Below are 22338 nucleotides of genomic sequence, written 5' to 3'. Positions count from 1 at the left end.
ATTAAATGTCTAAAAGCCATTCTTCATATCTAGTTTTTTGCCAAATCTAAGTTCTACTAGAAAATAAAATAGTCAACAGTTGACTATTGAGCGGTAAAAATATTTTTTTGCCCTCCTTTTGGGCTATTCTTCTTAGATGTCTAGCTTGAAAATAGAAAACATCTGACTGAATATTTTCAAAATAATTACACAGTCAGTATCTTACTTAAATTTATATATTTAACTAAGCATCTTTGTATAATCTTCACCTTATTTGCCGACAACATGTATATACAAGCGTCGAGCTTTATACCTTCTTCATATTCTTTTAGCTTCTAGACGATAAGAAAGCAAAAAGCAGTAGGCAAATGTTTAAACGAGTCAGAAAAAATACACATTTCCTTTTTGATGGCAGCGATGCCTGCGGTGGTCACGTAGCTCTGTCGTACCCTGAGACAAGAACACTTGCAAATCATCCGCACACATACCGAAAGTTGAAAAACTAAACCCAACATCTATTCTCTGTTAGCACTGAATTGCATTAATTTACCAAATGCGAGGTGTAATTTTCAGCACCTCGCAATACTTACCTAAAGAAATGAAACTCTAATCACCATCAAACAACCAGAAAATTGTTGTTGGTTAGAGATAATCCAGCAGATAATTGTGCAAATTTCACCTGAGTAAACCCAGACGCACTGCCATCTTGGTCAAATAACAGTCCACCTGTAGCATTGTCATAGATGAATCGTTGAGCATTAGTACTTGCAGATGTTCCAAGGGTAAACTGACTTGGCTTAAGTGATCCTGGTGATAATCCGCCACCAAAACCAGCAGCCGATACCTGGATCAATTCATTAGTGGCGTTAAAGTCATAAAGTCTATCAATGCCTTCATTGAAACTATTAAAAACAAAAGTATCATTTCCACTGCCACCATAGAGAGTGTCATTACCAAAACCACCTGCAAGGATATCATTCCCACTGCCACCATAGATTGTGTCATTCCCAGTACCACCATAGATTGTGTTCTTACCAGAGGCATTAGAGGCGGAAATATAATCATTGCCAGCGCCACCATCCAGTAGGTTATTGCCTTTTGAATTGCTAGCATTCAAGTTATCGTCCCCAGCGCCACCGTTAAGAGTATTATTGCCTGTGGAGCGAGAGTCGTATGTGATGGAGACGTCGCGGGGTGAAAGCGGGTCGCTGGGAGTGTAGCTGTAGTAGCCAGAGATGGAGAGATAATCATTGCCATCACCTCCAGAGAGCAGGTTATTGCCTGTTGAACCCCCAGCACTCAAGGTATCTTTACCTATACCACCGTTGAGGGTATTATTGCCAGACGAACGAGAGTCGTAGTCTTGGTAGTCATTTCCTTTGTAGTAGCCAGAGATGCTAAGAGAATCATTGCCATCATCCCCAGATAGCAGGTTATTACCTGTTGAACCCTCAGCACTCAAGCTATCGTCACCAGCGCCACCGTTGAGGATGTTCTTGCCAGATGAGCGAGAGTCGTATACGTCGTCTGGGTAGCTGAAGCTTGTGTAGCCAGAGACAGAAAGAAAATCATTGCCATCGTCCCCAGAAAGCAGGTTATTGCCATCGAGTGAGTCATTACCCGTACCGCCAATGAGGGTGTCATTTCCTGCACCACCAATGAGAGTATCATTCCCTGCACCACCCCGCAGCAAATCGTTGCCACTCAAGCCATCAATTCGGTCGTTGCCCCCCTGACCATTAATGACATCATTTGAGTTGTCAAAGCCGCTAACATTATTGTCGAGATCGTTAAGGAAGGTGACTGTGTTCTTATTGAAGATGGTGCTTTGGGTGGAGTTGGCATTGAAGACATCAAAGCTGTCACTAACAGTAGTTTGCCCATCAAACACAATATTGCCCAAGTTTACAGTGGCTCCTGTAGATTTGCTAAGATTATCCAGGTTTTCTAGGGCAAAGTTTTGCAGGATGACTTTGGTATTATTAAAGTCGTTTTCAAAGGTAATTTCCAGATTGCTACCATTCTGGGTAAGCAACAGATTTGAAGCAGTTAAGCCTGCACCCTGGAATTTTAGGGTGTCCACTTCGGCAGAAACTGCTGCTGTCGGGTTAGTTCCTTTACCTACCCCACCGAAATCAGTGATGGTATCAGTGCCGTCGCCCAAGTTGTAAATAAAAATATCTTTGCCACCGCCACCAGTCAGCGTATCATCCCCCTGACCACCAATGAAAGTATCATTGCCAGTTCCACCTTGTAGCAAGTCGTAGCCGTCGGTTCCAACGATATTTGCCATAATTTTTACCTGACTAAATCAATTTTTTCAGTAACTTAAATTATCAACCTTGAGTTTAGTACTGTTTTCGGACACCAAAAAGCCGCCGAAAATTTAAGTTTTAGGTATACTTTTATCTCACCGTTAAGGGATAACACTTTATATTTGAAGATTCAGCATATAAAAAGGCTTGTAAGTATTACTTGCCAAATGATTTAAGAAAAATCTAAATAACTTGACAATAATTACATACTAACGTGCTACTTAAATATTTATGTTGAAAATAATAAGTTTACATATTCTTCATATTATTACCAAGGTGGCTGCGTCATGTAAATAATAACAGTTTGTTGTTAATAGAATCTAAATTTTTATTTATTGACAAAGATTTAGGCGATCGCACTCCATGAATTAGTCACCGAGATACTTATGCAGTTTTCAAAGATGTCTATTAATAAATTAAGTGCGAGATGCTATTTTTAACACCTCGCAATCCGTGCTTAAAGTAATAGAGTGCTAATTAGAATTAAACAACCACAAAATTGTTTTCGGTTAGTGATAATCCAGCAGATAATTGGGCAAATTGTACCTGAGTAAATGCAGAGGCACTGCCATCTTGATCAAAGAACAGTCCACCTGTAACATTATCATAGATGAATCTTTGAGTAGCAGTGGTTGCAGATGTGCCGATGCTAAACTGATTTGCAAAGACTAAAGGTGTTACTAACTCACCACCAAAACCAGCAGCCGATACCTGAATCAAATCATTAGTGGCGTTGAAGTCATAAAGATTATTAACACCCCCATTGTAACTATTGAAAGCAAAGGTATCAGTACCATCTCCTCCAATTAGAGTGTCATTACCGTTGCCACCCGTGATGATATCATTACCAAAACCACCATCAAGAGTGTTATTACCTAATGCGCCATAAGCACTAAGAGTATCGTTGCCATCACCCCCTAAGAGCAAATTAGTGCCTGTTGAATAATTAACAATCAAGTTATCAGTACCAGCGCCACCGTTGAGGGTGTTATTTCCTGATGATCTGCGATAAACTCCTTTGCCAAAATCGCCCTGTTCGTCGTACTCATAGCCAGAGGCACTAAGAATATCATTACCATCGTCTCCAGAGAGCAGGTTATGGCCTGATGAATAGTCAACGTTCAAGTTATCGTCACCAGCACCACCGTTAAAAGTATTCTTGCCAGTGCAAGTATAACACCTTCCTCCGTAGCCGTAGCCGTAGCTAGAGCCTGTGAGAGTATCATTGCCATCGCCACCATTGAGCAGATTAGCGCCTCGTGAATAGTTAACATTCAAGTAATCGTCACCAGCGCCACCATTGAGGGTATTTTGTCCAGAGGTGTTATCAAACCTGTAGCCCTCGAAGTTAGAGGCACAAAGAGTATCATTGCCATCGCCACCAGAGAGCAGGTTATTGCCTGTTGAAATGTTAGCACTCAAAGAATCGTTACCAAGACCACCGTTGAGGGTGTTATTACCATCGGCAAGATTGACGTTAAGATAATCATTGTCATCGCCACCATCCAAAAAGTTATCGCCTGTTGAATAGAAAGCACTCAAACTATCATTACCAACACCACCGATGAGGGTGTTATTACCAGATACTTCTGGGTCATAGTAGCTACCAGAGACGCTAAGATAATCATTGCCATTCTCACCATCCAGTAGGTTATTGCCTGCTGAACTGTCAGCACTCAAGCTATCATTACCAGCGCCACCGTTGAGGGTGTTATTACCAGACACCACATCGTAGTCACCTAAAGCCGAGAGAGTATCATTGTCATCGCCACCATCTAAAAGGTTATTGCCTGTTGAAGAATTAACATCTAAGTAATCGCTGCCAGTACCACCAACGAGGGTGTTATTCCCTGCACCACCAATGAGGGTATCATTACTGTTGGTTCCAATAATATTTGTCATAATTTTTACCTTATTTAATCAATTTTTAGAGTAACTTTAGTTCTAAGTGTTGTTTTAGCGCACAACTAACTAGCCGAGAATTAAAACTTTCGGCAAGTTTTTTTATGTAACTGTTGAGGAACAGTAATTATTATCGAAAATTTATCCTATTAACAAGCTTACAAATAGCACTTATCTAAGTATTAAAGTTTCACACACTGTCCAAATTCATGATTGTGTGTATCAACTCGAATAAGTCGTTTCAGGCTTTTTATAATCATCTTTGATTGATCTCAATCACTGAAAAAAGTCGGCAAATTAAGCTTAAATGCCTGAAACTTATATTTAATACTCTGATTGTGGACTATTGCCCGTGGGTGTCTAATTTAAAATAGAAAACATTTAAATAACACTCTAATAACCATCTGTAATAACCATATATGAATATTTACCGAGATGTCCATAGTTAAAACACATCTTTGTATACTCTTCATATTACTTACTAACAATGTATATATAAATACTTATACTCACGTATGTTTAACATTGTTCTAGTCAGAATTTATTTCCACAAAGCAATAGACAAAAAGTGCTTTGTGCCAAGGCTTTCAAGGGATAAAACTTGTTAGATGCTTGAAATAAGCATAAAAAAATATAGAATTAATCGCAGCGATCGCTTAGGTTAGGCTACGTTTACCCAGTGAGTAAGATAAAGAAACTATGTGGTAATGTACTTTTTAAGTAATAATAAGTATGAGTACATAAGTGTAACAATGGAGACATAGCCCAAATTAACTAGTAATATCATGTCCGGCAAAAGACTTATCATTAAGACCGCAGGGGGGGTTCTTGCTGGGAGCAAGGGGAAAGAGGTTTTTCTGATTTTTGCACAGATGCGGTAATCATAAGTGGTTCAGACTTGATATAAAACTGATAAATGATCTTTTTTGGAGAATTGGTACTAAGCACCTGGCATTCTCAAGATTTTTCGCTTACTAATGGAGCGCTAATGCCAATTAAATAACCACAAAATTGTTCTCGCTTAGTGGTAATCCAGCAGATAGTTGGGCAAATTGTACCTGAGTAAACCCAGACGCACTGCCATCTTGGTCAAAGTACAATGCACCTGTAACATTGTTATAAATGAATCGTTGAGCATTAGTGATTGCAGATGTGCCGATGGTAAACTGATTTGGCTTAAGTGAAGGTGTTGCTAAGTTGCCACCAAAACCAGTAGCCGATACCTGAATCAACTCATTAGTCGCGTTGAAGTCATAAAGATTATCAATGCTCCCATTATAACTATTGAAAGCAAAGGTATCAGTACCGTTACCGCCAGTGAGGCTATCATTGTAACCACCTGTGAGGGTATCATTGCCATTACCACCGTTGAGAGTGTTGCGATAAGAGGCGTCAGAGACGAAAAGATAATCATCGCCATTACCACCGTTGAGAGTGTAGCTACCAGAAGCGCCAGAGACGTTAAGAGAATCATTGCCATCACCCCCATTAAGGAAGCTAGAACCAGTAAACCCATCAATAATTAAGTAATCATCACCAGCGCCACCGTTGAGCGTGCTATTACCTGACGCTTCTAAGGCACTTAGAGAATCATTGCCATCGCCACCAAACAGAAGGTTATCACCTGTTGAATTGTCAATATTTAATGTATCGTTACCAGCGCCACCGTTGAGGGTGTTATTGCCTGATGTGAAGATATTGCTATTGTTGTATTTGTTGTACTGAAAATCAGAGCCGGAGAGATAATCATTGCCATCGTCACCAGAGAGGAGGTTATTGCCTGATGAATAGTTAACATTCAATGTATCGTCACCAGTACCACCATTAAGGGTATTATTGCCTGATGTGACACGATACAAAATGTTAAAACCGTAGTAGTAACCGTCGTCTTCGTAGTAGCCAGAAGCGGAGAGAGAATCATTACCATCGCCACCATTAAGGAGGTTATTGCCTGATGAATAGTTAATATTCAACGTATCCTCACCAGCGCCACCGTTGAGGGTATTCTTGCCAGAAGCGGCGAGGAATCCTCCACCGTAATACTCAAAGGAGCCAGAGCCGGAGAGAGAATCATTGCCATCGACACCATTGAGTAGGTTATCCCCTTGTGAAGAGTCGATATTTAAGGTATCGTTACCAGCAGCACCGTTGAGGGTGTTATTGCCTAAACGAGGAATGCTTGCTCTGATAGCATCTTCCTTGCCAGAGGCAGTAAGATAATCATTACCATTGCCACCATTAAGTAGGTTATTCCCTGTTGAAGCGTTAACATTCAAGGTATCACTACCAATGCCTCCATCGAGTAAATTATTCCCTGTTGAATAGTTAGCATTCAGGTAATCATCACTAGCACCGCCATTAAGAGTATTATTGCCTGAAGCACCTAAGATGTCTTGATACTGCAAGCCAGAGACAGTAAGAGTATCATTGCCATCGCCACCATTGAGTAGGTTATTGCCTGTTGAAGAGTCAACACTCAAGTTATCGTCACCAGCGCCACCGTTGAGGGTATTATTGCCAGAGCTGCCAATGGTAAAGCTGTTGTTGTCGCTAGAGGCATAAAGAGAATCATTGCCATCGCCACCACTGAGAAGGTTATCGCCTGTTGAATACTTAACACTCAAGTTATCGTTACCAGCGCCACCGTTGAGAGTGTTATTGCCAGAAACATAATAATAGCCATAATTATAATCACTGTTGACTTTCTGTAATCCAGCCGCAAAGAGAAAATCATTGCCATCGCCACCAAACAGAAGGTTATCGCCTTCTAAATAGTTAAGATTCAAGTTCTCGTCATCAGTATCAGGAGTATCAGCAAAGATGCTATTACTGCTCGTACCAGCAATGAGAGTATCATCGCCTGCACTACCGATGAGAGTATCATTCCCCATGCCACCTCTCAAAAAGTCGTTGCCACTCTTGCCATCAATGATGTCATTACCTGCCTGACCATTTATGACATCATCTGAGTTGTCAAAGCCGCTAACATTATTGTCGAGGTCGTTAAGGAAGGTGACTGTGTTCTTATTGAAGATGGTGCTTTGGGTGGAGTTGGCATTGAAGACATCAAAGCTGTCACTAACAGTAGTTTGCCCATCAAACAGGATATTGCCCAAGTCTACAGTGGCTCCTGTAGATTTGCTCAAGTTATCCAGATTTTCTAGGGCAAAGTTTTGCAGGATCACCTTGGTAGAATTTATGCCATTAAAGGTGATTTCCAAATTGCTACCATTCTGGATGAGCAGCATATTTTCGGCAGTGAAGCCTGCACCTTGAAATTTTAGGGTGTCCACTTCGGCAGTAACTGCTGCTGTTGGGTTTGTTCCTTTTCCTACTCCACCGAAATCGGTGATAGTATCTATGCCGAGGTTGAGGTTTGAGTATATGTCATCGCCGAAGTCGTAAACAAATCTATCTTTGCCACCACCACCTATCAGGGTGTCATTGCCTTGTTTAGCGGTGATGTTATCGTTGCCTGCAAGACCCTTAATTGTGTCTGCGCTGTTAGTGCCCAGTAGGGTATCATTCCCGTTGGTTCCAATGATATTTGCCATAATTTTTACCTAGCTAAATCGATTTTTTCAGTTGAGTAGCAATCATTCATACACATACTGAAAGTAAAACAGTAAACAGTTACTCGTTGAAAGCAGTCGGAATTTAACCCCGACTGAAACACGCCATTTATATTATTCATAGGAGACTCTGACTCCCAGATTGCTATTTTTAACACCTCGCAATCCCTGCCTAAAGTAATGGAACGCTAATTACATAGGACTTACGCACAGGTAACGGAAAACGTAGACGCATTAGCAAAGTGGTAGCGACAAAGGAGCGTCAGCGGCTTGCCGCAGGCTACCACAGAGAAGGCAGTGCGTTGGGCGGCTCTGCCGACTTGTACCCCTACGGGGAAGCAAGCTACGCTCTTAGCGTTCCCGCAGGGTAGCATCTGGCGCGGCGCAGAGGTCACGGAGGAATGAAAGTTTTAGAGGATTTTTGCGTAAGTCGTATCACAATTAAACAACCACAAAATTGTTTTCGGTTAGTGATAATCCAGCAGATAGTTGGGCAAATTTTACCTGAGTAAATGCAGATGCACTGCCGTCTTGATCAAAGTACAATGCACCTGTAACATTGTTATAGATAAATCGTTGAGCATTAGTAATTGCAGATGTACCGATGGTAAACTGATTTGGCTTAAGTGAAGGTGTTGCTAAGTTGCCACCAAAACCAGCAGCCGATACCTGAATCAACTCATTAGTGGCGTTGAAGTCATAAAGATTATCAATGCCCTCATTGTAACTCTTGAAAGCAAAGGTATCAGTACCATCCCCTCCAATTAGGATGTCATTACCGTTGCCACCTGTGATGATATCATTACCAGAACCACCATTAAGAGTGTTATTACCTAATGCGCCATAAGCACTAAGAGTATCATTGCCATCGCCCCCTAAGAGCAAATTAGTGCCTGTTGAATAATCGACAATTAAGTGATCAGCACCAGCGCCACCATTGAGGGTATTATTTCCTGATGCTCTGCGATAGACTCCTTTACCAGACTCGCCCTGTTTGTCGTACTCATAGCCAGAGGCAGTAAGAGTATCATTGCCATCATCTCCAGACAGCAGATTATTGCCTGATGAATAGTCAATATTTAATGTATCGTCACCAGCACCACCGTTGAGGGTATTCTGGCCAGAAGCGGCAAAGAATCCGTGCGCCTCCGAGGGGCCAGAACCGTTGAAGAATTTGTAATCCTCCAAGGAACCAGAACCGGAGAGAGAATCATTGCCATCGCCACCATTGAGGAGGTTATTACCTGCTGAATAGTTAACATTTAATGTATCGTCACCAGCGCCACCATTAAAGGTATTATTGCCAGAAGCGGCTAAGAATCCGTAACTCCCAAAGAAAACATCAAAATAAGAGCCAGAACCGGAGAGAGAATCATTGCCATCGTCACCATTGAGTAGGTTATCACCTTCTGAAAAGTTAATATCAAACGTATCATTACCAGCTCCACCGTTGAGAGTGTTATCGCCTGAAGAGCTAACAATGCCGACTCTGGGACTCGCACCAGAGGCATTGAAATAATCATTGCCATCGCCACCATTAAGTAGGTTGTCGCCTTGTGAAGCGGCAACAATAAAGGTATCATTACCAATGCCACCATCCAGTAAGTTATTGCCTGTTGAATAATCAGCAGTCAAGGAATCATTACCAGCACCACCGTTAAGGGTGTTATTGCCTGAACCACCAAGATTGCCACCAAGATAGTACTGGAAGCCAGACGCTAAGAGAGAATCATTGCCATCGCCTCCATTGAGCAGGTTATCGCCTGTTGAAGAGTTAACACTCAAGTTATCGTCACCAGCGCCACCGTTGAGGGTATTATTGCCAAGGACGCTAATGCTTGAGCTGTCGTAGCCGCTAGAGGCATAGAGAGAATCATTGCCATCGCCACCATCGAGCAGGTTATCGCCTGTTGAATAGTTAATATTTAACGTATCGTTACCAGCACCACCGTTGAGAGTATTATTGCCAGAAACATAATCATAAACATGACCAGTACTGTATAATGCTAGGTCGTATAATTTGCTGTCGCCAGAAGCAAAGAGAAAATCATTGCCATCGCCACCAGAGAGAAGATTATTATCGCCTTCAAAATACTCATAGTCAGCACTCAAGTTATTGTCATGAATACTACTAAGGAGCTTATTCCCCACACCAGCAAAGAGTGTATCATTTCCCACACCACCAATGAGAGTATCATTGCCCGCACCACCCCGCAGTAAATCGTTACCACTTTTGCCATCAATAAAGTCATCACCCCCCTGACCATTTATGACATCATCTGAGTTGTCAAAGCCGCTAACATTATTGTCGAGGTCGTTAAGAAAAGTAACTGTATTCTTATTGAAGATAGTGCTTTGGGTGGAGTTGGCATTGAAGACATCAAAGCTATCACTAACAGTAGTTTGCCCATCAAAAAGGATATTGCCCACGTCTACAGTGGCTCCTGTAGATTTGCTCAGGTTATCCAGGTTTTCCAAGGCAAAGTTTTGCAGGACGACCTTGGTATCATAAAAGTCGTCTTCAAAGGTGATTTCCAGATTGCTACCATTCTGGGTAAGCAGCAGATTTTGAGGAGTGAAGGGAGTACCTTGAAATTTTAGGGTGTCCACTTCGGCAGTAACTGCTGCTGTTGGGTTTGTTCCTTTACCTACGCCACCGAAATCGGTGATGGTATCAATGTTATGGGAGTAGTGGAAGTCGTAGATGCCACCAGGTAGAAGAGTGTCGTTGCCCTTGTTCCCTGTGATTCTATCGTTGCCTGCAAGACCCTTAATTGTATCTGCGCTGTTAGTGCCCAGTAGGGTATCATTCCCGTCGGTTCCAATAATATCTGCCATAATTCCTAACTTCCTAAATCGATTTTTTCAGTAACTAAATACAAAATTCTTTTCGGTTAGTGATAATCCAGCAGATAGTTGGGCAAATTGTACCTGAGTAAATGCAGAGTTACTGCCATCTTGGTCAAAGTACAATGCACCTGTAACATTGTCATAGATAAATCTTTGAGCACTAATGGTTGCAGATGTGCCGATGGTAAATTGAGTAGCTGATAATGAATATCCGTAATCAGAACTATTGGAATCAAAATTATAGGCTATTTGAATCAGGTCATTAGTGGGGTTGAAATCATAAAGTCTATCAATGCCTTCATTGTAACTATTGAAAGCAAACCTATCAGCACCATCCCCTCCATACAGGGTATCATTACCTTTGCCACCTGTGAGGAGATCATTGCCCTTGCCACCTGTGAGGAGATCATTGCCATCACCACCGTTGAGGGTGTTACGATCAGAGCTGTTAGAAGCACTAAGAAAATCATTGCCATCGCCACCATCGAGAAGGTTTTTACCTGATGAATAGTCAATATTCAATGTATCGTCACCAGCGCCACCGTTAAGAGTGTTATTCCCTGATGTGACAATATTGCTCTTGTTGTATTTGTTGTACTGGAAGCCAGACGCTAAGAGATAATCATTGCCATCGTCACCATTGAGGAGGTTATTGCCTAATGAGTAGTCAATATTTAATGTATCGTTACCAGTACCACCGTTGAGGGTGTTATTCCCTGATGTGAAAATATTGCCCAAAACTTCAGGGTGGCTCAAGTAGTCGTCTAAGTTAAAGCTGGAGAGAGAATCATTACCATCGCCTCCACTTAAAAGGTTATTACCTGTTGATAAGTAAACACTTAAGGTATCGTTACCAGTACCTCCATTGAGAGTATTATTCCCTGATGTGAAAATAGTGCCCAAAACTCCAGATTGCCTCAAGTCGTCGTACTCGTCTAACAAGTCGTCGTACTCGTCTAAGTTAAAGCTGGAGAGAGAATCATTACCATCGCCTCCATTTAGAAAGTTATTACCTGTTGATAAGTAAATATTTAAGGTATCGTTACCAGCACCTCCATTGAGGGTATTATTGCCAGAAGCGGCAAAGAATCCTTCGTAATAATCGTAAGAGCCAGAGGCGAATAAATAATCATTGCCATCGCCACCATCGAGCAGGTTCTGGCTTTTTGAACCGTCAGCATTCAAGGTATCATTACCAGATCCACCGTTGAGAGTGTTATCGCCTAAAGAGCTAACAATGCCGTATCTAGTAATATTAACAGAGGCATTGAGATAATCATTGCCATTGCCACCATTAAGTAGGTTATCGCCTTGTGAAGCGGTAATATTCAAGGTATCATTACCAACGCCACCATCGAGTAAGTTATTGCCTGTTGAATAGTCAGCAGTCAAGTAATCATTACCAGCACCACCGTTAAGAGTGTTATTGCCAGAAGCACCAATGACATTATAGTACTGGAAGCCAGAGTCGGAGAGAGAATCATTGCCATCGCCTCCATTGAGCAGGTTATTGCCTGTTGAAGAGTCAACACTCAAGTTATCGTCACCAGCGCCACCGTTGAGGGTATTATTGCCAAGGACGCCAATGGTAAAGCTATCGTAGCCGCTAGAGGCATAAAGAGAATCATTGCCATCGCCACCATCGAGCAGGTTTTTACCTGATGAATAGCTAATATTTAACGTATCGTCACCAGAACCACCATTAAGAGTGTTATTACCTAATGCGCCATAAGCACTAAGAGTATCGTTACCATCGCCCCCTAAAAGCAAATTAGTGCCTGTTGAATAATCAACAATTAAGTTATCAGCACCAGCGCCACCGTTGAGGGTATTATTTCCTAATGTTCTGTAATAGACTCCTTTGCCTGACTCGCCCTGTTTGTCATACTTATAGCCAGAGGCACTAAGAGTATCATTGCCATCATCTCCAGACAGCAGATTATTGCCTGATGAATAGTCAATATTTAATGTATCGTCACCAGTACCACCGTTGAGGGTATTCTTGCCAGAAGCGGCGAAGAATTCGTGCACCTCCAAGTAGCCGCCAGAACCGTTGAACAATTGGTAATCCTCTAAGGAACCAGAACCGGAGAGAGAATCATTGCCATCGCCACCATTGAGGAGGTTATCGCCTTTTGAATAGTTAACATTTAATGTATCGTCACCAGCGCCACCATTAAGGGTATTATTGCCAGAAGCGGCGACGAATCCTACGTAAACATTATAATAAGAGCCAGAACCGGAGAGAGAATCATTGCCATTGCCACCATTGAGGAGGTTATTACCTGGTGAAGAGTTAACATTCAATGTATCGTCACCAGCGCCACCATTGAGGGTATTCTTGCCAGAAGCGCCGAAGAATCCTCCGTAGAATTCAAAGGAGCCAGAACCGGAAAGAGAATCATTGCCATCGCCACCATTGAGAAGGTTATTGCCTTCTGAATAGTCAATATTAAATATATCGTTACCAGCACCACCGTTGAGGGTGTTATCGCCTGAAGAGCGAACAATATCGTATCTAGTACCATAGCCAGAGGCGGATAGATAATCATTGCCATCGCCACCATCGAGCAGATTATCATCTTGTGAAGCGTCAATATTCAAGGTGTCATTACCAACGCCTCCATCGAGTAAGTTATTGCCTGTTGAATTGTCAGCAGTCAAGTAATCATTACCAGTACCACCGTTGAGGGTGTTATTGCCAGAGACACCAATAGAATAGCCATAGCTATTCAGGTAGCCAGAGGCTGTAAGAGTATCATTACCATCGCCACCATTGAGCAGGTTATCGCCTGTTGAATAGTTAATATTCAAGTTATCCGCACCAGCGCCACCGTTGAGGGTATTATTGCCGGAACTGCGAATGCCGGAACCGTCCTTGAAAGATTTGTATTCGTCGCTAGAGGCACTAAGAAAATCATTGCCATCGCCACCATTGAGCAGGTTATCGCCTGTTGAATAGTTAATATTTAATGTATCGTCACCAGTACCACCGTCAAGGGTATCATTGCCCGCGCCACCCCGCAGTAAATCGTTGCCACTTTTGCCATCAATGATGTCATCACCCCCCTGACCATTTATGACATCATTTGAGTTGTCAAAGCCGCTAACATTATTGTCGAGGTCGTTAAGAAAGGTGACTGTGTTCTTATTGAAGATAGTGCTTTGGGTAGAGTTGGCATTGAATACATCAAAGCTATCACTAACAGTAGTTTGCCCATCAAAAAGGATATTGCCTAAGTCTACAGTGGCTCCTGTAGATTTGCTCAGGTTATCCAAGTTTTCTAGAGCAAAGTTTTGCAGGATGACTTTGGTATTATAAAAGTCGTTTTCAAAGGTGATTTCTAGATTGCTACCATTCTGGGTGAGCAGCAGATTTTGAGGAGTGAAGGGAGTACCTTGAAATTTTAGGGTGTCCACTTCGGAAGTAACTGCTGCTGTTGGGTTTGTTCCTTTACCTACGCCACCGAAATCGGTGATGGTATCTATGCCAAGGTTTAAATATATGTCCTTGCCGAAGTCGTAAACAAATGTATCTTTGCCGCCACCACCAGTTAAGGTGTCGTTGCCTTCGTTCCCTCTAATGGTATCGTTGCCTGCAAGACCCTTAATTGTGTCTGCGCTGTTAGTGCCCAGGAGGGTATCATTCCCGTTGGTTCCAATAATATCTGCCATGATTTTTACCTACTTAAATCGATTTTTTCAGTAACTTCAGTTCTCAACCTTGAGTTTAATGTTGTTTTTAGGCATAAAATTTCACCTTTTCGGCATACTTTACACGCCACTCTTGAAGATTCACTTTATGAAAAGTCTTGTACATATTCACCTATCTCCGCAGGTGTCTAGATTGAAAACAGAGAACATCTGAATAGAAATAGGTAGCCTCAAAATAATTACATAGTCAACATTTTACTTAGATGTTTATATTTAAATGAACGTCTTCGTATACTCTTCACATTACTTGCCAATAAATGTATATAGAGATACTGAACTTTGTCTCTTCTTCATATTGTTTTAGTTTCTAGGCAATAATTTTTAGAAAGCAGTAGGCAAATGTTTAAATGAGTGTTACAAAATACGTATTTGAATAGTACGATCGCTGCGATTATTCTTAGCCTATGCCTAGCAATATCTTATATCTGTGCAAAAATCGTTATAGGTTACTAAAATTACAAACGCAGAGATGATTCGATTTAGCCAAGAACACTTGCAAGTTATCCGCACCCATGCAGAAAGCACCTATCCAGATGAGTGCTGTGGTATGATTTTGGGCTATCAGGCTAATGGGGATAAAATTGTGGTAGAAGTCATACCAACAGAAAATGCCTGGAATACAGAAGCGGCGGCTGAGTTTGCAGGGGAATACACAGCAGATAGTAAAAGACGGCAATACACGATCGCACCCGAAGTTATGTTAAAAACACAAAGGGAAGCACGCAATAAATCGCTCAACATTATTGGCATTTTTCACTCCCACCCAGATCATGCTGCTATCCCTTCAGAATGCGATCGCCTATACGCTTGGCAAGGATACTCGTATATAATAGTTTCTGTTCAAAACGGCAAAGCTGGCGAACTCCTAAGCTGGAGCCTTGATGATACTCATCATTTCCAAGCAGAGGCAATTGAAAATATAATTTAACAGCTTAATTTCAAGCGTTGGTGAATTGAAGTATGAAGTGAAATTCTCAGATCAGATAGATATCATATCATGTCCGCTTAATTGCTTATTAAACTCGAAGAACCCCACCCCGCCAAAGCTACGCTTTGTCTCCCCTTCCGAAGAGCGCTACGGTGTACACACAAGTTTGAAATAGCTGATTAACCAAGGTTTTACCCCACCCTAACCCTCCCCTTATAAAGGGGAGGGAACTAGATTTGTTTTTCCCCCCTTTATAAGGGGGGATTAAGGGGGGTAGTTTGACTTATGTGTACACTGTAGCCCGAAGAGCGGAGAGGGGTTGGGGGTGGGGTGTAATGACTGTGGTTAGCATAACTAATTATGCGGACATGATATTAGTTGGAGAATTAAACTTTATTTAAAATAGCGATCGCTATTTGATTAAAATATTTAAATGCTAACGTTTTTTACTTATGATGTAATCTAAGAACATCTAGTTTGATATTCTTAGATTAAATTTTATGCTGAGTTTTTGCTTAAGTTGACACTAATAGGCAATGCCATCCTTTACGATATATCTATATATATCAGGGTTTTCGTGAATTGGTATTAACCCAAGCGTATTAAACTATAATGCAGTTTTAGTATTTTCACTAGATGCTTCTTTAGAAGTCGTCTTTAAACGTGTCGCTGTGCTTTTGCGGATGCGATCGCTTTTGCGAACACCACCCGCCATTTCATATTCACGGCTATCTTTGCCGTATTTAAAAGCCACTCCAATTAGCATTCTTTCTGTGAGGTCACTTAAAGTTTTCTCCAATTCGTCCATCTCAGTTCTAGAAGAGTTGATCACGGTTAAAGCAGTATTATAAGCGTCTATCTTGTTACGATACTGCTCAATTAATTGTGTCATGTTTTGCAAGTTGCGAGTATCCCCAAAATCTATACTAGGATCAATTGCTTTCAGTCCCGCTACTCTTAATTCAGCTTTTTCTAACACACGGTATGTACGTTTGTGACTAGGCATAAATATATCCCTTTCATTCTGCTTTAAAGCTAGTTTGCCTTACTAAAGCTGTGTTTTAGTTCAGTAGTATCCTCATAATTTAGTATTTAATATAGCGTGTATGTCAGTGTTTATCGCAGAACAGATGTTTTTGTTAATGAAAAAGATGTCTTTATTAACGAAAAAGATGTTCTTGTTAATGAAAAAGATGTCTTTATTAACGAAAAAGATGTTCTTGTTAACGAAAAAGATGTCTTTGTTGATGAAAACCCAGCTAAGTCTAAATTTTTTAAGTTTGTTGCGAAATTTTAGAACAAAAGCGGTGTGTTAAGAAGTAGATAGGATACACCTAGTCAAGATAGGATATGATACTTGAAACTGCGGCGATCGCTGTTGGTACTATAATAGCCACCAAAGCCTTAGAAAAAACAACTGAAAAGGTAACAGAAACTTTAGTGGATAAGATTGGCAAGTTTCTTGTCACCCTTAAAAGACAGTCTCCCCAGACTGTAGTGGCTATAGAGAAAGCACCAGAGCAACCACTCGATTATGGTAAAGCTGTACTAGAGGTGCAATCAGCTGCTAAAGCTAATCATGAAGTAGCTCAAGCTATGCAGGAACTGGCCGCAGCAGCTAAAGCAGAACCAAATCCTAAATTGGCTGAAATTCTGGCTATGCCTAACCTAGAAAAATTAGCAGATAAAATTGGTCAGGTAGTTATGCCAGGTGGGACAGGTAATATTGAAAATATGTCTTTTTAAATTATTAGGAAAAGTTAGCGTGTTACCTAACCCCCAGCCCCTTTCCTACAAGGGAAGGGGAGTAAGATTCAAAATTTCTCTGCGAAACCGAGCTACTGTGTATACGTTAAAGGCGATATTAATTTTACCCTTTTCCCTACTGTGGCGATGGGCTAAAAAATTAATTCGTAATTAAAAGAGCGAGTCTAGGCGATATTTGCAATCTAGTAGTTTAGAGCGTTCGTCGTACCACTTCGTGGAAGCAAGCTACGCGTAGCGTCTCGTAGAGAAGACGTTGCCGAAGGCATCGCTATTTTCTCATCAACGAAGGTGCGTAAGCGTAGCCCGCACTTCGGCAAGCTCAGTGACCATCGTAGGCGATCGCCTTTTACAATTGGAGTGTTAATTGTATTTACGTCTATGAACTTTCCTCCCCAACTCCAACAAAAGATTGAAAAATGGGCGAACAGTCAGGGAATTTCGACTGAGCAGTTTGTTTTGCAAGCTATTGCAGAAAAAATTGACACACTGAGTCAGCAAGTCACTGAAGAACATACTCAACAAAACTCTGAAATAACCAATATACTGCCCCTTAACCAAGCAAACATTTACCGAAAAGAAGGGATTTTAGTTGTAGAGGCAGAATTACCAGAAACCTTTGATATTAATGTTTTTATAGATGAGTTGAGAGAAGAACGCATTCAGGATCAAACAACTTAATGAAAGTCTTGTTTGATACTTCTGTCTTAGTTCCTGCATTCATTGTCAATCACCCACAACATTCTGTTTGCTTCTCCAAGATTAAAGCTGCAAAATCTGGGCAAACTCAAGGGTTTATCTCAACTCACAGTTTAGCTGAAACATATTCTGTCATCACACGCTTACCCATTCAACCGCGTATTAGTCCCCAACAAGCTGAGATGATTATTGTAGATATGTCTCAGTATTTAGAGGGAGTTCCACTGCTTTTCAATGATTATCAAGCTGCAATCGCTCAAATGGCAGCCTTAAATCTTCCAGGTGGCGGTATTTTTGATGCTTTAATTGCTCAAGCTGCTTTAAAAGCAGAAGTAGATGCTCTGTTGACCCTCAATCCAAATCACTTTACTCGTTTGGGAAATGCCATCGCTCACAGTGTGCAAGTCCCTGAGTAGATACGTAGATGCTTCTTTGGCTTGTCGTTAAACTCAGGCGATCGCTTAATTTACCTGATAATATTGCTGATGTCATCCTGGTATGTCTCAAGGAAGTTAACTGCGATCGCGTGAAAACTGAACCAGATAACCCTACTGTCTAACTTGTACAAATCTAAGCAATAAGATAACAATATAAGTATCTTTAGATAGAGCCGGAATCATTGACGTTCTAAGTAGATACGCAATAAAATTATTGTTGTAGAGCCTAACGATGGCGCTTAATCAAAATAATTTGCCCAGAAAATAAACACAAGCAATATTAAAGATAATTTGGATAAAACAGATGAACACCAAAATTATTGCTTTCTTGGGGATTACGGCAGCCTTTGCAAGCTTAGGAAGCCAAGTATACGCACAATCACCAACATCAAGTTCAAATCTACAACAACACAGATCAACTGGTAATTCTCTCGTTGGAATTGATCAAAGAACAGCTCAAGAAGACTTTAAAAGCTTTTTTGAGCAAACTAATCCAGCAAGCCTTTCCAACAATAATAGAAGAGACAATAAAACTCCAGTCAAAATCAACTTTAACGAATCATTATCACAGCCAGACACCTCTGTTTTATTAGCACCAGCTCAGTCTGGGAGTGACAATGATGGATTGCAAGTACAGTTAGATATAGGAAGAGAATAATTTGGAGCAGGGAACAGGGAGAAGAAAAATCGTTTTAATTCCAAAAATTAGATAATTGATTTTTTGAAGTCCCTTAAAGTTCCAGGCTAACAGCTAAAGTCATACTGAAGTAGACTAATATCAATTTCATGTGAAGCTGCACAAAATGATTAACCCTCTATTCTTGGCGCTCTTGGCGTTCTTGGCGGTTCGTTTTTAATTCTATGCATCTTCATAAAGAATTGGTATAAAGAGTTTTAACTATATTTAGTCATCTTCAGATGACTTTAGCTATTAGCAAGGAATTTCAATGCCTTGCAGGACACAACTTTTACGTTAAAGTCCCCTACTATTCATCTGTTGCAAAATTTTTGTCAATAGTATCAGACCAAATATTCCTGCTTGAATCAAAATAGTTTTGTTAGGAAATATTATTAATACAGCAGCAATTTTAGCTGCTCGTAATACGTCCTCCACAAGCATAAAGTTTCTTATCTAACTAAATCAGCCTTCCTGAGTTGCTAAATGTGCAATCATTTTGCAGTAAAATTAATCGTCTAGATAAGAGGAGGGCTTTTAGATGACTCGTGTCATCATTGTGCGCCACGGTCAAAGCGGTTATAACACCGAGCGGCGTATTCAGGGACGCACTGATGCGTCAACATTAACCGAGAAAGGTGGTAACGATGCCAGTATTGTTGGCAAAGCCCTCAGCAATATTTTATTTAATGCAATTTACAGCAGTCCCCTGCAACGAGCCAAACACACAGCAGATATTATTCATAGTGAGTTAGCTACTCATCCTGAACAGTCTGCTGTAATCCAAGTTTCTGATTTGCTGCTAGAAATTGATTTACCTCTATGGGAAGGACTGCTGACTGCTGAAGTTAAGCAGAAATTTGCCGAAGACTACCGCACTTGGCATCAACGCCCCGACGAACTGCGGATGCTGCTAAATGATGCACAAGGCACAAGAGAACATTTTCCTGTTCTTGCTTTATACGAACAAGCGCGGCACTTTTGGCAAGAAACTTTGTCTCAACATCAAGGCGAAACTATTCTCATAGTGGGACATAACGGCATTAATCGCGCCCTGATTAGCACAGCTTTAGGAATCCCTCCAAGTCGCTACCATTCAATACAGCAATCTAACTGTGGTATCAGCGTACTAAATTTTGCTGGAGGATTGGGGGAACCAGTTCAGCTAGAATCCTTAAATCAGACACAACACACTGGAGAAAGTCTGCCCTCATTGCGACCGGATCATCAAGGAATACGGTTATTATTGGTGCGTCACGGTGAAACTGACTGGAATCGCCAAACCAGGTTTCAAGGGCAAATTGATGTCCCCCTCAACGACAACGGTAGACAACAGTCACAAAAAGCAAGCGAATTTCTTCAAGATGTAGCGATTGATTATGCTGTCAGTAGCCCAATGCTGCGTCCTAAAGAGACAGCAGAGATCATCATAAAACAACATCCTAATGTAAAGTTAGACTTGCAAGATGGTTTAAGAGAAATCAGCCACGGACTCTGGGAAGGAAAATTTGAGACCGAAATAGAGCAAGAATTTCCCGGAGAGTTGCAGCGTTGGCGGTTAGTGCCAGCCCAAGTGCAAATGCCTGAAGGAGAAAATTTGCAAGAGGTGTGGGAACGTAGCGTTGCAGCTTGGCAATCAATTGTAGAAACTGCATCAACTAATCAATTCAAAACTGTATTAGTAGTAGCTCATGATGCAACTAATAAAACCTTACTTTGTCACGTTCTAGGTTTATCGCTAGAAAATTTCTGGAATTTCCGTCAGGGTAATGGCGCAGTTAGTGTTATCGACTATCCTTGTGGAATCGATAGTATACCAGTATTGCAAGCGATGAACATCACCGCTCACTTCGGTGGAGGCGTACTAGATAAAACAGCAGCAGGGGCGTTGTGATAAAGAGACAAAGAGACGTGATTAATCGCGTCTGCCAAGAGAGACACGATTGATTAATCGTGTCTGAGGAATAAAGTTAGAAGTAAGGAATTAGAAGTGAGGAATTAAGGTTAGAAGCAATGACTGAGGAACAAATAACTCATAATTCCTAACCCCTGACTTATAACTAAAAACTTTTATGACTGAACTACTGCAAAAAGTACGAGTAATTGACCCAGTTTCTAAAATCGATGAACTTTTTGATGTGCTGATTGCTGATGGTTATATTCAAGAAGTGGCTTCGCACATTACTGACATCAGCCCCGATGCTTCAATCAGAGATTGTCGGGGATTAGTTATCGGGCCGGGGTTAGTAGATTTATACAGCCATTCCGGTGAACCAGGGTTTGAAGAACGAGAAACTCTGTTGTCTCTCTTACAATCTGCTACTGCTGGCGGCTTTACTAGAATTAGCATCTTACCCGATACATCCCCAGCTATTGATAACCCTGCACTTGTGGCACAGTTGCAGAAGAGGAGAGGGGAGACAAGGGGACAAGGGGACAAGGGGATAAGGGGACAAGGGGACAAGGGGACAGGGGGACAAGGGGATAATTTTTCTCCCTTGTCTTCTCCTCTCCCCCTGCTTCATATCTGGGGTGCTATCACCCTAGATGTTGCTGGGAAGCAAATGACGGAATTGGCAGATTTAGCATCTGCTGGAGTTGTTGGTTTTAGCGATGGTGAGCCTTTGGAGAATTTGGCGCTGGTGCGGCGAGTGTTAGAGTATGTCCAGCCGTTGGGTAAACCAGTAGCATTTTGGCCTAGCGATCGCCAGTTATCAGCAAATGGTGTAATGAGAGAAGGGGTAGATGCTCTGCGTTTCGGTTTACCCCCAATACCCGCCAGCGCCGAAACTAGTGCGATCGCAGCTTTATTAGAATTGGTTGCAGCTATCGGTACACCAGTCCATATTATGCGCGTCTCTACATCTCGCAGCGTGGAACTCATCGCTTCAGCTAAGGCTGCTGGTTTACCCATCACCGCTAGCACCACCTGGATGCATCTTTTACTTGATACAAAAGCGATTAAGAGTTATAACACTAGCTTGCATTTAGACCCGCCGTTAGGAAATTCTAGTGATGTCGCGGCGTTACGTGCAGGGGTGCGTGCAGGTGTGATAGATGCGATCGCTATTGATCACACACCCTACAGCTACGAAGAAAAAGTCCAAGCCTTTGCCGAAGCACCCCCAGGAGCAATTGGTTTAGAGTTAGCATTACCTTTACTGTGGCAATATCTTGTTGAAACCGAAGAATTTACAGCTTTAGAATTATGGCGGGCATTGAGTACTAGTCCAGCAGAGTGTTTGGGGCAAAAAGTCAGTGCGATTCTACCTCATCAACCAGCAGAACTTACTTTATTTGATCCCCAGCAAATTTGGAAAGTTGAACGAAAAAGTCTTTATACACTTTCACAAAATACACCTTGGCTAGGACAACAAATCAAGGGTCATGTTGTGCAAACCTGGTGTTGAAAAATGTAAAATACTCTGACAGCTATGACCATTTAGCTCGACTTTATCCATTTTCATGAATGGCGATCGCCTTGATTATGCACCTACACCTA

Annotated in this window: 14 protein-coding genes and 1 pseudogene; 9 read left to right on the top strand and 6 right to left on the bottom strand. The window is 41.5% G+C overall.

Going from position 1 to position 22338, the window contains the following annotated elements:
• Window positions 1-595: 595 nt before the first annotated feature.
• From RMZ43_RS23245 to RMZ43_RS23225, 5 genes and pseudogenes are all read right to left on the bottom strand, one after another.
• Window positions 596-2272 (bottom strand): annotated as a pseudogene (locus tag RMZ43_RS23245) (calcium-binding protein); the annotation flags it as partial.
• Between the two features lie 505 nt (window positions 2273-2777).
• Entirely contained in the window at window positions 2778-4196 is a 1419-nt protein-coding gene (locus RMZ43_RS23240; RefSeq protein WP_322653616.1) for a calcium-binding protein, read from the bottom strand.
• A gap of 995 nt (window positions 4197-5191) precedes the next feature.
• Window positions 5192-7750, bottom strand: coding sequence for a beta strand repeat-containing protein (locus RMZ43_RS23235; RefSeq protein ID WP_322648451.1), 2559 nt, complete (start codon window positions 7748-7750; stop codon window positions 5192-5194).
• 459 nt (window positions 7751-8209) lie between these two features.
• Window positions 8210-10606, bottom strand: a complete 2397-nt coding sequence (locus tag RMZ43_RS23230; RefSeq protein WP_322653617.1) for a beta strand repeat-containing protein — start codon at window positions 10604-10606, stop codon at window positions 8210-8212.
• Window positions 10607-10633: 27 nt separating this feature from the next.
• The gene (locus tag RMZ43_RS23225) at window positions 10634-14293 is read right to left on the bottom strand and encodes a beta strand repeat-containing protein (protein ID WP_322653618.1); all 3660 of its coding nucleotides are present in this window, start codon (window positions 14291-14293) and stop codon (window positions 10634-10636) included.
• A gap of 508 nt (window positions 14294-14801) precedes the next feature.
• On the opposite strand from RMZ43_RS23225, the gene RMZ43_RS23220 reads away from it, so the two are divergent.
• Complete coding sequence (locus RMZ43_RS23220) at window positions 14802-15260, top strand: M67 family metallopeptidase (protein WP_322653619.1); 459 nt, start codon at window positions 14802-14804, stop codon at window positions 15258-15260.
• Window positions 15261-15867: 607 nt separating this feature from the next.
• On the opposite strand, the gene RMZ43_RS23215 is transcribed toward RMZ43_RS23220, so the two are convergent.
• Window positions 15868-16266 (bottom strand): hypothetical protein, encoded by a 399-nt coding sequence (locus RMZ43_RS23215; RefSeq protein WP_322648455.1) that lies wholly within the window; start codon window positions 16264-16266, stop codon window positions 15868-15870.
• A gap of 96 nt (window positions 16267-16362) precedes the next feature.
• Between RMZ43_RS23215 and RMZ43_RS23210 the strand changes: the two genes are divergently transcribed.
• The 8 genes from RMZ43_RS23210 to RMZ43_RS23175 all read left to right on the top strand — a co-directional run bounded on the left by RMZ43_RS23210 (window position 16363) and on the right by RMZ43_RS23175 (window position 22246).
• The gene (locus tag RMZ43_RS23210; RefSeq protein WP_322653620.1) at window positions 16363-16557 is read left to right on the top strand and encodes a hypothetical protein; all 195 of its coding nucleotides are present in this window, start codon (window positions 16363-16365) and stop codon (window positions 16555-16557) included.
• Between the two features lie 53 nt (window positions 16558-16610).
• Window positions 16611-17006 carry a hypothetical protein gene (locus tag RMZ43_RS23205; RefSeq protein WP_322653621.1) on the top strand — a complete coding sequence of 132 codons (396 nt, stop codon included), beginning with the start codon at window positions 16611-16613 and terminating at the stop codon, window positions 17004-17006.
• 399 nt (window positions 17007-17405) lie between these two features.
• A complete protein-coding gene (locus tag RMZ43_RS23200) occupies window positions 17406-17705 on the top strand; it encodes a hypothetical protein (RefSeq protein ID WP_428850921.1) in 300 nt (99 codons plus the stop codon).
• Window positions 17705-18139 carry a type II toxin-antitoxin system VapC family toxin gene (locus RMZ43_RS23195; protein ID WP_322653623.1) on the top strand — a complete coding sequence of 145 codons (435 nt, stop codon included), beginning with the start codon at window positions 17705-17707 and terminating at the stop codon, window positions 18137-18139. The genes RMZ43_RS23200 and RMZ43_RS23195 overlap by 1 nt, the downstream gene beginning before the upstream one ends.
• Before the next feature lie 8 nt (window positions 18140-18147).
• A complete protein-coding gene (locus tag RMZ43_RS23190; RefSeq protein WP_322653624.1) occupies window positions 18148-18282 on the top strand; it encodes a hypothetical protein in 135 nt (44 codons plus the stop codon).
• A 182-nt stretch (window positions 18283-18464) separates the two neighbouring features.
• The gene (locus tag RMZ43_RS23185; protein ID WP_322649141.1) at window positions 18465-18818 is read left to right on the top strand and encodes a hypothetical protein; all 354 of its coding nucleotides are present in this window, start codon (window positions 18465-18467) and stop codon (window positions 18816-18818) included.
• Window positions 18819-19377: 559 nt separating this feature from the next.
• Window positions 19378-20730, top strand: coding sequence for a histidine phosphatase family protein (locus tag RMZ43_RS23180; protein WP_322653625.1), 1353 nt, complete (start codon window positions 19378-19380; stop codon window positions 20728-20730).
• A gap of 178 nt (window positions 20731-20908) precedes the next feature.
• Window positions 20909-22246 (top strand): dihydroorotase, encoded by a 1338-nt coding sequence (locus RMZ43_RS23175; protein ID WP_322653626.1) that lies wholly within the window; start codon window positions 20909-20911, stop codon window positions 22244-22246.
• Window positions 22247-22338: the final 92 nt, after the last annotated feature.

The organism is Nostoc sp. CmiVER01, from assembly GCF_034531135.2.
In the GTDB taxonomy this organism is placed as follows: Bacteria; Cyanobacteriota; Cyanobacteriia; order Cyanobacteriales; family Nostocaceae; genus Nostoc.
The sequence above is the reverse complement of the archived record's forward strand: the minus strand, read 5'-3'. Positions and strand labels throughout refer to the sequence as shown.